Below are 13,731 nucleotides of genomic sequence, written 5' to 3'. Positions count from 1 at the left end.
CGGCGGCCCCGGGCCACGGTTTCGTACCGTGGTCCGGGGCCGCCGCCGTGTGTCAGACCGTCTGCGTTACGGGGGTGGTGTCCGCCCCCGGGTCCGGCTCGTCGCCCTCCAGGCTCGGCAGCCGCGAGAGGCCCCTCGGTGTACGCCAGTTGCGCTCGCCGAGGAGCAGCATCACGGAGGGCAGGAGCACCATCCGTACGACGGTGGCGTCGAGCAGCACCGCCACGGCGAGGCCGACGCCCATCTGCTGCATGTCCTGCATGGAGAGCGTGCCGAACACCGCGAAGACCGCCACCATGATCGCGGCCGCCCCGGTGACCGCCCCGGCCGTGCGGCGGATACCGGTCTCGATGGCTCCCCGGTTGTCCAGGCCTGCACCGCGGGCCTCGCGGATCCGGGAGACGACGAACACGTGGTAGTCCATGGAGAGGCCGAACAGGACCACCAGGACGAAGAGCGGCATCCACGCCTCGATCGCGCCGACCCCCTCCGAACCGATCAGCGAGGCGCCCCAGCCGTGCTGGAAGACGGCGGTCATCACCCCGTAGGAGGCGGCCACGGAGAGCAGGTTGAGGGCGATGGAGGTGACGGCGATGACGTAGGACCGGAAGCAGAACAGCATCAGCAGGAAGGTCACCGCGGTGATGAACGCGAAGACCGGGACGATGCCGCGCCGCAGCTGGTCGTTGAAGTCGACGGACCCGGCGGTCTCCCCCGTGACGTACGCCTCGGCTCCTGTCCCGTCGAAGGCGGCGGGGAGCCGCTTGACGCGCAGTTCGGTGAGGCCGGCGGTGCCGTCGGGGAGAGGGACCTCGATCTCGGCGATGTCGCGGTCACGGTGGACGGTGACGTTCTCGAAGCTCGCGAGGGCCCTGCCGACGTCCGGGGCGGTGATGTCCGCCGCCCTGACGACGACCAGGGCGGGGGCGGGGCCGCCGGGGAAGCTCCCGGTGATCGTGCGGTGGGCGACGGAGAGCTGCGAGTCGGAGCCGAACTGCTTCTCCAGACCCAGGGTTTCGGTCTTCATGCCGATCGCGGGCGCGGCCAGGCCGAGGAGCAGGACGGTGGCGGCGACGGCGAAGAGGCGGGGGCGGGCGAGTACGGGGCCGAGCACCCGGCCCACGATGCGGCCGCTGCCCTGGCCGCCGTGGGGACTGCCCTGGCCGCCGTGGGCACTGCCCCGGCCGCCGCGGCGGGCACTGCGGTCGAGGAACGGGACGCGGCCCGCGTCGACGCGGTCGCCGAGCAAGGAGAGCAGCGCGGGCAGGACGGTCACCGAGCCGAGCATGGCGATGAACACGACGATGATCGTGGCGAGGGCGAACCCCTTGAACAGCAGGAGCCCGGAGAGGAACATGCCGCCCATCGCGACCATCACGGTGAGGCCGGAGACGAGCACCGCCCGGCCGCTGGTGGCGGCGGCGATCCGCAGGGCGGTCTCGGCGTCCCGGCCCGCCGCCCGCTCGTCGCGTTCGCGGCGCAGGTAGAAGAGGCAGTAGTCGACGCCGACGGCGAAGCCCATCAGGAACATCACCGAGTACGTCGTCTGGAACAGGTGCAGTTGGTGGCTGGCGAGGGAGAGCAGGCCGAAGGCGGCCAGGCACGCGGTGAGGGCGAGGCCGACCGGGAGCAGGGCGGCGACCACGGCGCCGAAGGCGACGAGCAGGATGCCGAGGGCGAGCGGTACGGCGGTGAACTCGGCCCGCCGGAAGTCGTCGGCCAGCAGATCGCCGAGCCATTTGCCCGCACTGGCCTCGCCGAACTGGTGGATCTCGACGCCCCTGTGGTCCTTCGCCACGGCGGCGACGGCGTCCAGCACCGGCTGGACCCGGTCCGGGGCGGTCCGTGCGTCGCCCCGCATCGCGAACGTGATCAGGGCGTCCCTGCCGTCCTCGGAGGGGACGGGCGCGGCCAGGTCCCGCACTTCGCCGGTGTCGCGTACGGCGTCGGCCAGGGCTCCGGCGGCCGTCCTCCAGTCACCGGGGGCGGTGGCGGAGACCATGACCAGCTCGCCGGCGGGCTTGGCGAGGCCGGCGTCCTGGAGGATCTGTTCGGCACGGGCGGAGTCGCCGGCGCCGTTCTCCGCGTCGGACATCTCGACCATGCCGGTCGCCCCGCCGATGCCCGCGGCGAGCACGACGAAGAGCAACCAGCCGAGAACGGCCGTCTTGCGGTGGTGTGTGCTCCACACACCGATGCGTGCCGCGAGGTTGTGGCTCGCGCGGCTGCGCTTCATGCGGTTTCCCCCAGAGATGCCGGATGTAGGCGTCGGATCAGTACGTACGCCGGAACTCTTCGAATCTAGGAAGGGGGGGCCCGCCCGCCCCAGCCGTCGGAACCCCCGTTCGCGAGGGGGTGGGGCGAGGTCCGGGGGTGGTGCTGGCTGCACCCCCGGGTGGGTGGCGTACCGGCTGCCGCGACAGGGCCGGCGGGGGCGAGACTTGATCCGTGGCGGGGCCGGTCCGGGTCCTGCGAGGGAAGAGGGACGACGATGAACGCACTCGCTCCACGGATACGGCCGCCGATGCTGGCGGCGGGACGAGGACTCGTCCTGTCGGTCTACGGGCTGGCGGTCTCCATCGTCCTGTTCGTCCTCGCGGTGGTCTCGGTCGCCTTCGTCCTGCTGGGCATCGGGGTGTTCACCACCCCGGTGGTGCTCCAGGCGGTGCGCCGCCATGCGAATCAGCGGCGGTTCTGGGCGGCCGACTGGTCCGGTGTGCGGATATCGGCCCCGTACCGCCCGTTCCCGCCGGACCTGCGCGGGGGTGTCACCGGGCAGGTGGAGCGGACCACGCTGCTGCTGAAGGACCCGGCGACCTGGCGGGACCTGCAGTGGCTGCTGGTGGACATGACGGTCGGCCCGGTCGTGGCGCTGCTGGCCGCCGCCCTGCTGATCTACCCGGTGGAGGGGCTCGTGCTGGCGGCGGGGCTGTGGCGCGTGTTCCAGGACGAGCGGTACTGGTACGGGTTCGTGCCCGTGGACAGCCAGGTGACGGCACTGGCCGCGCTGGCGCTCGGGGCCGTGATCTTCGCGATCGGGCTGAAGGCCGCGGAGCCGCTGCTGCGGCTGCATTTCCTGATCGCCCGCCCGCTGCTGGCACCGACCCCGGAGCAGACGCTGGCGCAGCGCGTGGACCGGCTCACCGAGACCCGGCACGAGGCGGTGGACACCGCCGCCTCCGAGCTGAGGCGCATCGAGCGGGATCTGCACGACGGGGCGCAGGCGCGGCTGGTCGCGATGGGGATGAACCTGGGCACGATCGAGGCGCTCATCGAGAAGGATCCCGCGCAGGCGAAGAAGATGCTGGCCATGGCCCGGGAGTCGTCGGCGGAGGCGCTCACCGAGCTGCGCGACCTGGTCCGGGGCATCCACCCGCCGGTCCTCGCCGAGCGGGGCCTCGGCGACGCGGTGAAAGCGCTGGCGCTGCGGCTGCCGGTCGCCACGGAGGTGACGGTGGAGCTGCCGGGGCGGGCGGAGGCGTCGGTGGAGTCGGCGGCGTACTTCGCGGTGAGCGAAGCCCTGACCAATGCGGTGAAGCACGCCGGGGGCGACCGGATCTGGGTGGACCTGCACCACGGTGAGGGGATGCTCCGGATCTCCGTGACGGACAACGGCGGGGGCGGCGCGCGGACCGGATCGGGCTCCGGGCTGAGCGGAATCGAACGGCGGCTCGGTACATTCGACGGCGTCCTGGCCGTCAGCAGCCCTGCGGGCGGCCCCACCATGGTCACCATGGAGCTGCCTTGCGCGTTGTCCTAGCCGAAGACCTCTTCCTGCTGCGTGACGGGCTGGTGCGCATGCTGGAGGCGTACGGGTTCGAGATCGCCGCAGCGGTGGAGACCGGGCCCGAACTGAGCAAGGCACTGGCCGAGTTGGAGCCGGACGTCGCGGTCGTCGACGTACGGCTCCCGCCGTCCCACACGGACGAGGGGCTGCAGTGCGCCCTGGCCGCCCGGCGGGCACGGCCGGGGCTGCCGGTGCTGGTGCTCTCCCAGCATGTGGAGCAGCTGTACGCACGGGAGCTGCTGGCCGACGGCGACGGGGGCATCGGCTATCTGCTGAAGGACCGGGTCTTCGACGCCGACCAGTTCATCGACGCCGTACGGCGGGTGGCGGCGGGCGGCACGGCGATGGACCCGCAGGTGATCTCCCAGCTCCTGTCGCGGCGTTCGCAGGACAAGCCGATGGGGGGCCTCACCCCGCGCGAGCGGGAGGTGATGGAGCTGGTGGCCCAGGGCCGTTCCAACACCGCCGTCGCCGCGCAGCTGGTGATCACGGAACGGGCGGTCGCCAAGCACACCTCGAACATCTTCGGGAAGCTCGGCCTGCCGCCCTCGGACGACGACAACCGCCGGGTCCTCGCGGTGCTCGCGTACCTGGACCACGACTGAGCACCCATTGATGCCGTATTGGCCTTTTTCGTCCGGCAGTTGAGCATTCGGGCCACTTTCCTGCTGGAGCTTCCCACGAATCGGCCGGGGAGCTGAACGGGCTGCCGGGTCCGCCCGTATGGGACGTCACGCTTCTCCCTCGAAGCAGAGGAGTCCCATGCGACACACAGCACGTACACCCCGTACGTCCCGCAAGAAACGCTCCAGCCTGGCCAATCGGGCCATAGCCGCCTCCGCCGCCCTGATCCTGGGCGGGGGCGGGCTGGTGGCGGTCAATGTCTACGCCTCCGCGGGGGAAGGGCCGTCCGGTTCGCCACCCACCCGCACCCAGAGCGTGGGTCGCCAGATGTCCACCATCGACTGTCCCGATGCCGGTAACGAACTGCCCGACGTGCCCGAACAGGCCCGCCCCGAGGTCGACCGCGAACTCGCGGCGATGGATACCCAGATCACCGATGCCTACCAGCAGTTCGCCGACCGGAAGGAGCAGATATCCCAGGACCCCGGGCTCGCCGAGAACGCCGTGCTCGGCCCGTTGCGGAACAAGCGGACGGCGAGTCTCGACCGCATCGGCATAGCGATCGAGCGCGTCGGTCAGCGTCCGGCGGGGATCGAAGGTCTCGCCGGGTGCAGCCTGCGCGCCGACGACAGCGCCCCCGGCAACCCGGGCGATACGGGTGACGGCGGCAACGGCGGCCAGGACGACGGCCAGGGGCAGGACCAGGGCCAGAATCAGGGCCAGGGTGATGACCAGGGTCAGGGCGACAACCAAGGCCAGGGTGATGACCAGGGTCAGGGCGATGACCAGGGCAACGGTCAGGACCCCGGGCAGGACCAGGGCCAGGGCGGCAACGGCCCCGAGGCGTCCGACTTTGCCGACATCCAGTCCGTTCAGCCCAACGTCGACCGCCCCCGTCAGCGGCGCGGCTCCTCGCGGGGCACCTTCACCACCGACTGCGGCCGTAACGAGAACGGGAAGTTCAACCCGGACAACGTCATCGTCGCGCCCGGTGTGAGCAACGGCGCGCACCATATGCACGATTACATCGGCAACCAGGCCAACGACGCCTTCGCCAGCGACGACGACCTGGCGAACGGCGCCACCACCTGCCGCAACCAGGGCGACCGGTCGACCTACTACTGGCCCGTGCTGCGCCTGCAGAACGGACAGGACGAGGCCGACGTCAACGCCGACGGCGGCGGCAAGGACCAGAACACCGGCGAGATCCAGACACCGTCCCAGGTGACCCTGAAGTTCGTCGGCTCCCCCGTCGGCAAGGTCACCGCGATGCCGCGCTTCCTGCGGATCATCACCGGGGACGCGAAGGCGTTCACCAACGGCGACGCCAACGCCAACGCCTCCTGGAGCTGCACCGGCTTCGAGAACCGGCAGCTGAAGGACAAGTACCCGATCTGCCCCGAGGGCAGCCAGGTGGTCCGTACGTTCGCCTTCCAGAACTGCTGGGACGGGCAGAACACCGACAGCGCCAACCACCGCACCCATGTGGCGTTCGCGCAGCCCGATGGGCGGTGCCCGAACGGGTTCCGGGCGGTTCCGCAGCTGGTCCAGCGGATCGTGTACGACGTGCCGCCGGGGCCCGGCTTCGCCGTCGACTCCTTCCCCGAGCAGCTGCACAAACCGATCACCGACCACGGCGACTTCATCAACGTCTTCGACAAGCAGCTGATGAAGAAGGTGGTGCGGTGCATCAACGACGGGCGCCGGTGCCGCTGATCCGGCACTGAGACCGGAACCTACGCCGGTGGGTGGTGCCGGTGCCGCTGACTCGGCACCGGCACCACCCCCGTAAGGCCCGTCCCCCTCGACCTGCGCGGTCAGCTCCCGTGGTGACCGGAGTGCCCTTCCTCGCTCCCCCCATCACCGCTCTCCCCCGAGTGGTGCGGCGAGGTGGTCTCCACCGTCCCCCCGAGCCGGCCGCGCAGCGCCGCGACCACCTTCGCGTCACCGACGGCGACCCAGCGCCGGCCGACGAGGTACGAACCGCCGTAATCCTTGGCCTCGTTGATCCACTCGCGCTGGCCGCGGTCGGTGGCGAAGGTGGTCAGCACATAACGCCCGTTCGATGCCTTGCAGTTGGCCTGCCGGAGCTCCTGGGCGTCGGTCTGTACGTTGGGGTCGCAGCCGGCCTTCTCGGCCAGCTGCTCCAGGGTTCCCGTCGCGGTCGGCGGTGCCGAGGGACGGTCGTTCCCGGCGCCGTCGGCCGTGTTCTGTTTGCCGTCCGCGCTGCACCCGGTCAGGAGCAGCAGCGCTGCCAGGAGGGTGCCCGCGGCCCGGGGGCCGGCTCCGACTCGCCATTCCGGTTCTGTCGCCATCGGCCCATCCTGCACCCAAAACCGGTCTCAGGTACGGGCGACGGCCAGGCTCGTGACATAGGCCTCCCGGACCGTCCCGCCGGGAAAGGCGTGGGCGAGCAGAGCCCGTTCCCGCTCCAGGACGTCCCCGGCCACCGCCCGGTCCGCGACCAGGAAGACGGAGTGGCTGGCGAGGTTGGCGAGGTGGAGGTCGAGCGGGACCTCCCGGCTCCACTCGACCTGCCGGGTGCGGAAGTCGACCCCGGCGGGGAGCTCGGCCCGGAGCCGGGCGTCGGCGTCGTAGGCCGCCACGTGGTGGTCCTCCTGGCCCTCGCCGAAAGTGTCCAGCACCCGGCGCCGCTGGTCGCCGATCCACTCCACGCGCGGGTCCGAGTCGTTCCACCACAGGGCGAGCGCCCCGCCGGGCCGCAGGACGCGGCGCGCCTCGGGGACCGAGCGGGCGGGGTCGGTCCAGTGCCAGGACTGGGCGTACGTGATCAGGTCCAGCGAGCCGGTCCGCAGCGGCAGCCGGTTGCCGTCACCCCGGACCACCGGCACGTGCGGCAGGCCCCGGCGGAGCTGCGCGGCCATCCCGTCTCCCGGCTCCACCGCCGTGACCCGGGCGCCCCTGCCGTCCAGCAGGGCGGTGGCGATGCCGGTGCCGGCGCCGACGTCCGCGACCCGCGCTCCGGCCAGGGGGCGGCCGGACAGCTCCTCGATCGCGTCGAGCAGGGCGGGCGGATAGGAGGGGCGGTTGGCGGCATAGGAGGCGGCCACCGCGTCGAACGAGCGGGCCCGGGCTGAGTTCGTCGTCATCCCTCCATGATGGCCCGGCCCCCCTCCCGTACCGCCGGCGGGAAATCCGTTGCACGCCTCTGGTCCCCCCGGGTACCCGTCAGTACATTGACACCATGTCTAACACGCAGCCAGCGGCGGTCGCGTCGGAGCGGACGCCGCTCAAGGCCCGCAAGGTCTCCTTCGCCTGGGAGAAGACCCCCCTGCACTGGGTGCCGGGCGACCCGTTCACCACGCACACCATCAACGTGCTCCACCTGCTGCTCCCGGCCGGGGAGCGCTGGTTCATCCACGTGTACCGGCAGGTCCTCCCGTACATCCACGACGAGCAGCTCCGCGAGGACGTCATCGGGTTCATCGGCCAGGAGGCCGTGCACTCGCAGGCGCATGACGATGTGCTGCCGCACCTGCGGGAGTTGGGCCTGGACCCGACCCCGTACACCGCGCAGGTCGACTGGTTCTTCGAGAAGCTGCTCGGTGACCGGACGCTGCCGCCGGGGCGGGCGTCGAAGTGGTGGCTGATGGAGCGGGTGGCGACGATCGCGGCGATCGAGCACTACACCGCCTTCCTCGGGGACTGGATCCTCAACGCGGAGGCGCTGGACCGCAAGGGCGCCGATCCGACCATGCTGGACCTGCTGCGCTGGCACGGGGCGGAGGAGGTGGAGCACCGGTCGGTGGCGTTCGAGGTGTTCATGCATGTCGACGGCGGCTACCGGAGGCGGGTGCGGACCTGGGCGGCGGCCTTCTCGGCGCTGGTCTTCCTCTGGCAGCGCGGGACCCGGTTCTTCATGGACAACGATCCGAGCCTGCTGGACGGCAAGGCCTCGTTCAAGGCGTTCCACGCCAGCGGCAGGCAGGGGACGCTGCCGACCACGGGCGCGATCCTGCTGTCCATCCCCAGCTACCTCAGCCGGTCGTACCACCCCTCGCAGGAGGGCAGCACGGCCCAGGCCGTCGACTACCTCGCCCACTCGCCCGCGGCGCTCGCCGCCGAGGCCCGTACGACGGGAACGTCCTGACCCATGGCCCTGCCCCGTCTGCGTACCGTCGTGCTGGTCTCCGGTGCCGCCCTGCTCACCCGGCGGGCCCTGAGGCGCCGTATCGCCCGGTCCCCGCTGTGGCCGATGCCCGCCCTGGCGGAACCGGTCTCCGGCCACTCCCGGCGGCGGCCGACCACCATCCGGCGACTGCTGATCACCGAGCGGGTTCACGTCGCCGACGGGGTCGTACAACTCCGGCTTGAGGGAGCGCAGTTGCCGCGATGGCAGCCCGGGGCACATCTGGATCTCGTGCTGCCGTCCGGCCTGGTGCGGCAGTACTCGCTCTGCGGCGATCCGGACGACCCCGGTACGTACACGGTCGCGACCCGGCTGATGGAGGGCGGCCGGGGCGGCTCGCGGGAGGTGCACGAGCAGCTCCAGGAGGGCGAGGAGATCGAGGTGCGCGGGCCGCGCAACCGGTTCCCGCTGGTGGAGGCGGAGGCGTACGTCTTCGTCGCGGGCGGGATCGGCATCACCCCGATCCTGCCGATGCTCCGCTCGCTGGCCGCCCGGGGGGCGGACTGGCAGCTGCTGTACGGGGGCCGGTCGCGGGGATCGATGCCGTTCCTGGACGAGATCGAGAAGCTCGGCGCCGAGGGCGGGCGGGTGACCGTGGTCGCCCAGGACGAGGCGGGGCACCCCGACACCGCCGCCGCGCTGGCGGACATCGCCCCGGGCACCGCGGTCTACTGCTGCGGGCCCGAGCCCCTGATGGACGCCGTCACCGCCGCGCTCCCCGAGGGCTGCACCCTGCACCTGGAGCGGTTCTCCGCCGCGAGCGCCGATATGGCGGACTCCGGCGCCTTCGAGGTGGAGCTGCATCGCAGCGGCCGGACCGTTCAGGTCGCGGCCGGGCAGTCGGTGCTGGCCGCCGTCCGCGCGGAGCTGCCCCATGTCGCGTACTCCTGCGAGCAGGGGTTCTGCGGGACCTGCCAACAGCGGGTCCTGGAGGGCGAGATCGACCACCGGGACGAGCTGCTGACCGACGACGAGCGCGGCGACTCCATGCTGATCTGCGTCTCGCGCTGCCGGGGCGGGCGTCTCGTGCTGGACCTTTAGGCGATGCCGACGCGTACCCCGGTTAGGCTGTCCGGATGACGACCGGGGTACGGCGCAGGATGGGCGTCGACGAGCGCAGGCAGCAACTGATCGGCGTCGCGCTGGACTTGTTCAGCCGGCGCTCCCCCGAGGATGTGTCGATCGACGAGATCGCCGCCGCCGCGGGCATCTCACGGCCACTCGTCTACCACTACTTCCCGGGGAAGCAGAGCCTGTACGAGGCCGCGCTGCGGCGAGCCGCCGACGAGCTGGCCGCCCGCTTCCTGGAACCGCTCGAAGGGCCCCTGGGGGCACGGCTGTTGCGGGTCATGGGACGGTTCTTCGACTTCGTCGACGAGCACGGCCCCGGCTTCTCTGCGCTGATGCGCGGCGGGCCGGCCGTCGGCTCCTCGACGGCCAACGCCATGATCGACGGGGTTCGGCAGGCCGCGTACGAGCAGATCATCACGCATCTGGGGGTGGAAGACCCGCCCGCGCGCCTTGAGTTGGTGGTCCGCTCCTGGGTCTCGCTCGCCGAGTCGACCGCACTGATCTGGCTGGACGGGCGGCGCATCCCGCGCGAGGAGCTGGAGATGCAGCTGGTACACGACTTCGCCGCGCTGGCCGCCGTCAGTGCCGCGTACGACCAGGAGATGGCGGGGATCGTGCTGCGGGCGCTCTCCCAGGAGCCGGCGGAGGGCCCGTTCGGGGACCTGCTGGCCCGGCTCTCCGCGCTCACGCCCGCCGCACCGGCCGTCCCCGCGCAGCGACTGCCGCACGAAAGCCCTTGATCGGGGCGGCCGTTGCGGCACGCAAGCCCTGAAGCCGAAAGGCCGTTGCGGCACTGTTGGCCCTTGAGCCGGAAGCCCGTTGCGGCGCGTAAGCCCCTAGGCCGGCAGCCCGTTGCGGTGCGAGACGCGGCGGGCGGCGGCCAGGAGGGCGTGGATCTGCGGGCCCGCCTGGTCGATCTCGGTCACGGGCTTCGGGAACGGCAGCCGTACGTCGCGGTGGGTGCGCGGGTATTCGAGGCGCAGGGTCACCCCGTAGCGGTCCATGGCCAGGGGCACGGCCCGCACCATGCCCCGGTCCGGGTGGGGGCGGACGAGGCGCAGCAGCAGGGGCACCAGCTCGCTGTGGTCGTCGATCAGGTGCGTCAGCATGCCCGCCTCGCACGCGGCGACCGGGTCGGTCTCCGTCTGCTCCAGCTCTTCGAGCGTGATGAACGTGCGGCCCTCGGCGTCCTCCAGGACCGCCTGGCCGAACTCCATGCAGGTGGAGCTCTCGGTGTCCGTGCTGTACGGGGCCGCCAGCAGCCCGGTCACCGTGACCCGGGCGCGCAGCCGCTCCCGTACGGGGGTGGGGGCGATGTCCGTGAACTCCAGGCGGGCCGGGACCCGGTCGCCGGCCGGGGCGTGGCCGCCCTCGGTGGGGGCGTGCAGGTGGATGTGGCCCATCGCCCCCGTGCCGTCCAGGCGGCGGACTTCGGTCTGCACCCCGTCGCTCACCACCGTCATCGAGTGGGCGACGACGAGGATCGACCGGACGCGCTCGGCGCGGGTCGGCTGCGTGGCACGGGCGCTGAAAGGACGCATCCGAGTTCTCCAGAGGCGATCAGGGAACCCAAGCAGCTACTTAGGCATGCCTAACCTAACCCACAACGCGGAGGTCGGGGTAGTCCGCCGTCAGAACCGGTCCTTCCGGATCGCTCTCCCGGGCCGGCCCGGAAGCCGCCGGGCTCCCCCGGCCGACCCGGGGCCCTCGGGCTCGCGATCAGAGCTGGAGCTCGCTGTGGAGCGCGGCGGCGAGTCCGACCTCCGCGTTGTCCGCCTGGCCGCGTTCGAAGGCGCGCTGGTAGGCGGCGTCGCCCACGGCGGCACGGGCCTGGAGCTCGCAGGTCTCGCGGACCGCGCCCAGCTCCGGGGTGCCGCGCTGGGGGTGGCCGACCATCCGCCAGTACGCGTGCCCGGTGCCGTAGACCCTGGCCGCCTGGGCGCCCGCGCCCTGGGCGGCGATGGCGGCGGCCAGGATGTCCAGGCCCAGCGCGATGCCGAAGCTGTCGCGCAGCCGGTGCTTGCCCGCGAGCATCGCCCGGGCGTGCGTGGCGGAGGCCTCCGGGCGGCCCTGGAGCAGGGCGATCAGGGCGAGCTGGTAGTCGGCGTAGGAGCGGGTCCAGTACTCGCCGCCCAGCTCGCAGGACCGGCGCAGTGTGGCGGCGGCCCGCCCGGACTCGGTGAGCCGGCCGAGCGCGGTGAGCGCGAAGACGGTGATGAGGCGGCAGCGCAGCCGGTGGGCGGACTCCACGGGCACGGGGTCGGAGTCGGAGTCGGGGCCGGACCCACCGGCCGCCTCGGAGGTGTCGGCGGCGGCGGTGCCGCGCGGCTCCGGGGACGCCCCGTCGGAAGGGGCCGTCTCGGTCATCCGCAGCACCCGTTCGGCCGCTTCCAGGGCCGCGGCGGGCTCGCCGTTCATCAGCTGGGTGAGGCCGGAGAGGTAGGTGGCGCCGAGCATGCCCTCGTCGTCGTGGTCGTACAGCGCGATGGCCGTGCAGAGCGCCCCGAACTTCTCTGCGGTCGCGAAGTCGCCCTGGAGCAGGGCGGCGACGCCGAGCACCCACTGCAGCCTGGTCCGGTGCGGGCCCTCCACCGGGCCCGCGTCCAGGGCGCGCTGGGCATAGCCGCGCGCCTCCGACAGATGGCCGCAGCAGGCCCAGAAGAAGCCGACCCGGCCCGCCATCTCCTGGGCGCCCGCCACATCGTGGGCGAGCAGGTGGTCCAGGGCGGCGCACAGGTCCAGGTGGGTGTCGGCGATCGTGTGGTACCAGGTGATCTGGTCGGGGCCGGTCCAGCCGTCGTGGGCGCGGCGGGCGAGACCGAGGAAGCTTCTCGCGTGCCGGTCGGCGGCCGCGCGCTCCTCACCGAGCTCCCTTAGCCACATGCGGCCGTACTCGCGCAGGGTGTCGAGCATCCGGTAGCGGGTGCCGTCGCGCTGGACGACGGACTGGGCGACGAGCCCCTGCAGCGCCCGGTCCACCTCGTGAGGGGTGAGCGGCCCGCCGGTGCAGACCTCGCGGGCGACCTCCTCGTCGAAGTCCGTGCGGAGCAGGGTGAGACGGGCCCAGAGGAGGCGTTCCAGCGGGGTGCAGAGCTCGTGGCTCCACCCGATCGTGGTGCGCAGGGTGCGGTGGCGGCGGGGCCAGAGGGAGTCGTCGGCGAGGAGGTCGAGCCGGGAGGCGGTGAGGTCCTCGGCGTCGACCGGGGCGTCGAAGCGGGTCCCGATGCGGGTGGCGAGCTGGGCCACGGTGTGGCGGCCGATGCCCGCGGCGGCCAGTTCGATGGCGAGCGGGATGCCTTCGAGGCGCCGGCAGATGTCGGCGGCGGCCGCCCGGTCGCCGGGCGCGTCCAGCCCCGCCCGGGGGTCGCCGGCGCGGAGCCGGTCCTCGAAGAGCTGGAGCGCGTCGGGGGCGCCGTCGACCGGCAGCGGCGGGATCCGCACGACGTGCTCGCCCCGGGTGCCCAGCGGCTGTCTGCTGGTGACCAGGACGGTCAGGCCGGGCGAGGTGGTGAGGAGTTCGGCCAGCAGATGGGAGCAGGGGGCACGCAGGTGTTCGGCGGAGTCGAGGACGAGCAGGAGGTTCTTGTCGCTGAGCCATTCGCAGAGCGCCTCGACGGGCATCCGCAGGGTGTGGTCGGCGAGCCCGACCGCGTCGGAGACGGTGGGGAGCAGCAGCGCGTCGTCGTAGAGCGGGGAGAGGTCGGCCCACCAGGCGCCGTCCGGGTAGCGGTCGGCGGCGGCGCGGGCGGCCCGGACGGCGAGCCGGCTCTTGCCGACACCGCCGGGCCCGATCAGTGTGGTCATCCGCCGCGTGGTCAACGCGGTTTCCAGCCGGGCCAGTTCGGCCCGCCTCCCGACGAAGCTGCTCGTCTCCTCGGGAAGGAATCCCACCTTGGTCATCATCACCGTCCGGCACGCTGGGGCAGAGGGCGCCGGTGAGCCGACCGCCCCGGGCGGAACTCCTGCCGCACGAACCGGGCCGGTCCCGCTTTCCCCTCGCCGAGGAAACCTCGACGGGGAAAGCGGGACCGGCCCGGTGGACCAGGACGGCTTTCGCGGCTCCTTCGCCGACGTCTGCCGTCACCGTAGTGCCGCTCGG

The 13,731-nt window shown here is 72.4% G+C and carries 11 protein-coding genes; 6 read left to right on the top strand and 5 right to left on the bottom strand.

The features are described 5' to 3' along the window. Positions 1-52: 52 nt before the first annotated feature. Positions 53-2,236, bottom strand: coding sequence for an MMPL family transporter (locus ACK8N7_RS27440; RefSeq protein WP_500444412.1), 2,184 nt, complete (start codon positions 2,234-2,236; stop codon positions 53-55). 255 nt (positions 2,237-2,491) lie between these two features. On the opposite strand from ACK8N7_RS27440, the gene ACK8N7_RS27435 reads away from it, so the two are divergent. The 3 genes from ACK8N7_RS27435 to ACK8N7_RS27425 all read left to right on the top strand — a co-directional run bounded on the left by ACK8N7_RS27435 (position 2,492) and on the right by ACK8N7_RS27425 (position 6,127). After that, positions 2,492-3,760: a sensor histidine kinase gene (locus ACK8N7_RS27435; RefSeq protein ID WP_500444411.1), complete on the top strand. Its 1,269-nt coding sequence runs from the start codon at positions 2,492-2,494 to the stop codon at positions 3,758-3,760. Then, complete coding sequence (locus tag ACK8N7_RS27430; protein WP_099127858.1) at positions 3,745-4,392, top strand: LuxR C-terminal-related transcriptional regulator; 648 nt, start codon at positions 3,745-3,747, stop codon at positions 4,390-4,392. The genes ACK8N7_RS27435 and ACK8N7_RS27430 overlap by 16 nt, the downstream gene beginning before the upstream one ends. 157 nt (positions 4,393-4,549) lie before the next feature. After that, positions 4,550-6,127, top strand: coding sequence for a DUF1996 domain-containing protein (locus tag ACK8N7_RS27425; protein ID WP_500444410.1), 1,578 nt, complete (start codon positions 4,550-4,552; stop codon positions 6,125-6,127). Between the two features lie 101 nt (positions 6,128-6,228). Here ACK8N7_RS27425 and ACK8N7_RS27420 read toward each other — a convergent pair whose 3' ends face one another. After that, positions 6,229-6,726 carry a hypothetical protein gene (locus tag ACK8N7_RS27420; RefSeq protein WP_500444409.1) on the bottom strand — a complete coding sequence of 166 codons (498 nt, stop codon included), beginning with the start codon at positions 6,724-6,726 and terminating at the stop codon, positions 6,229-6,231. A gap of 27 nt (positions 6,727-6,753) precedes the next feature. After that, the gene (locus ACK8N7_RS27415) at positions 6,754-7,521 is read right to left on the bottom strand and encodes a class I SAM-dependent methyltransferase (RefSeq protein WP_403208729.1); all 768 of its coding nucleotides are present in this window, start codon (positions 7,519-7,521) and stop codon (positions 6,754-6,756) included. A 95-nt stretch (positions 7,522-7,616) separates the two neighbouring features. On the opposite strand from ACK8N7_RS27415, the gene ACK8N7_RS27410 reads away from it, so the two are divergent. Genes ACK8N7_RS27410 through ACK8N7_RS27400 form a run of 3 tightly spaced genes read left to right on the top strand, consistent with a single transcriptional unit; the run spans position 7,617 to position 10,372 of the window. Continuing rightward, complete coding sequence (locus ACK8N7_RS27410; protein WP_500444408.1) at positions 7,617-8,522, top strand: metal-dependent hydrolase; 906 nt, start codon at positions 7,617-7,619, stop codon at positions 8,520-8,522. A 3-nt stretch (positions 8,523-8,525) separates the two neighbouring features. Beyond that, entirely contained in the window at positions 8,526-9,602 is a 1,077-nt protein-coding gene (locus tag ACK8N7_RS27405) for a PDR/VanB family oxidoreductase (protein ID WP_500444407.1), read from the top strand. A 35-nt stretch (positions 9,603-9,637) separates the two neighbouring features. Then, the gene (locus ACK8N7_RS27400) at positions 9,638-10,372 is read left to right on the top strand and encodes a TetR/AcrR family transcriptional regulator (protein WP_500444406.1); all 735 of its coding nucleotides are present in this window, start codon (positions 9,638-9,640) and stop codon (positions 10,370-10,372) included. A gap of 96 nt (positions 10,373-10,468) precedes the next feature. On the opposite strand, the gene ACK8N7_RS27395 is transcribed toward ACK8N7_RS27400, so the two are convergent. Continuing rightward, positions 10,469-11,173, bottom strand: a complete 705-nt coding sequence (locus ACK8N7_RS27395; protein ID WP_031122177.1) for a DUF2470 domain-containing protein — start codon at positions 11,171-11,173, stop codon at positions 10,469-10,471. 178 nt (positions 11,174-11,351) lie between these two features. Beyond that, positions 11,352-13,535, bottom strand: coding sequence for an ATP-binding protein (locus ACK8N7_RS27390; protein ID WP_500445856.1), 2,184 nt, complete (start codon positions 13,533-13,535; stop codon positions 11,352-11,354). Positions 13,536-13,731: the final 196 nt, after the last annotated feature.

Origin of the sequence: Streptomyces griseobrunneus (assembly GCF_046713465.1) — a bacterium.
Classification (GTDB): domain Bacteria; phylum Actinomycetota; class Actinomycetes; order Streptomycetales; family Streptomycetaceae; genus Streptomyces; species Streptomyces microflavus.
This window is presented reverse-complemented; position numbering and strand designations above follow the sequence as displayed.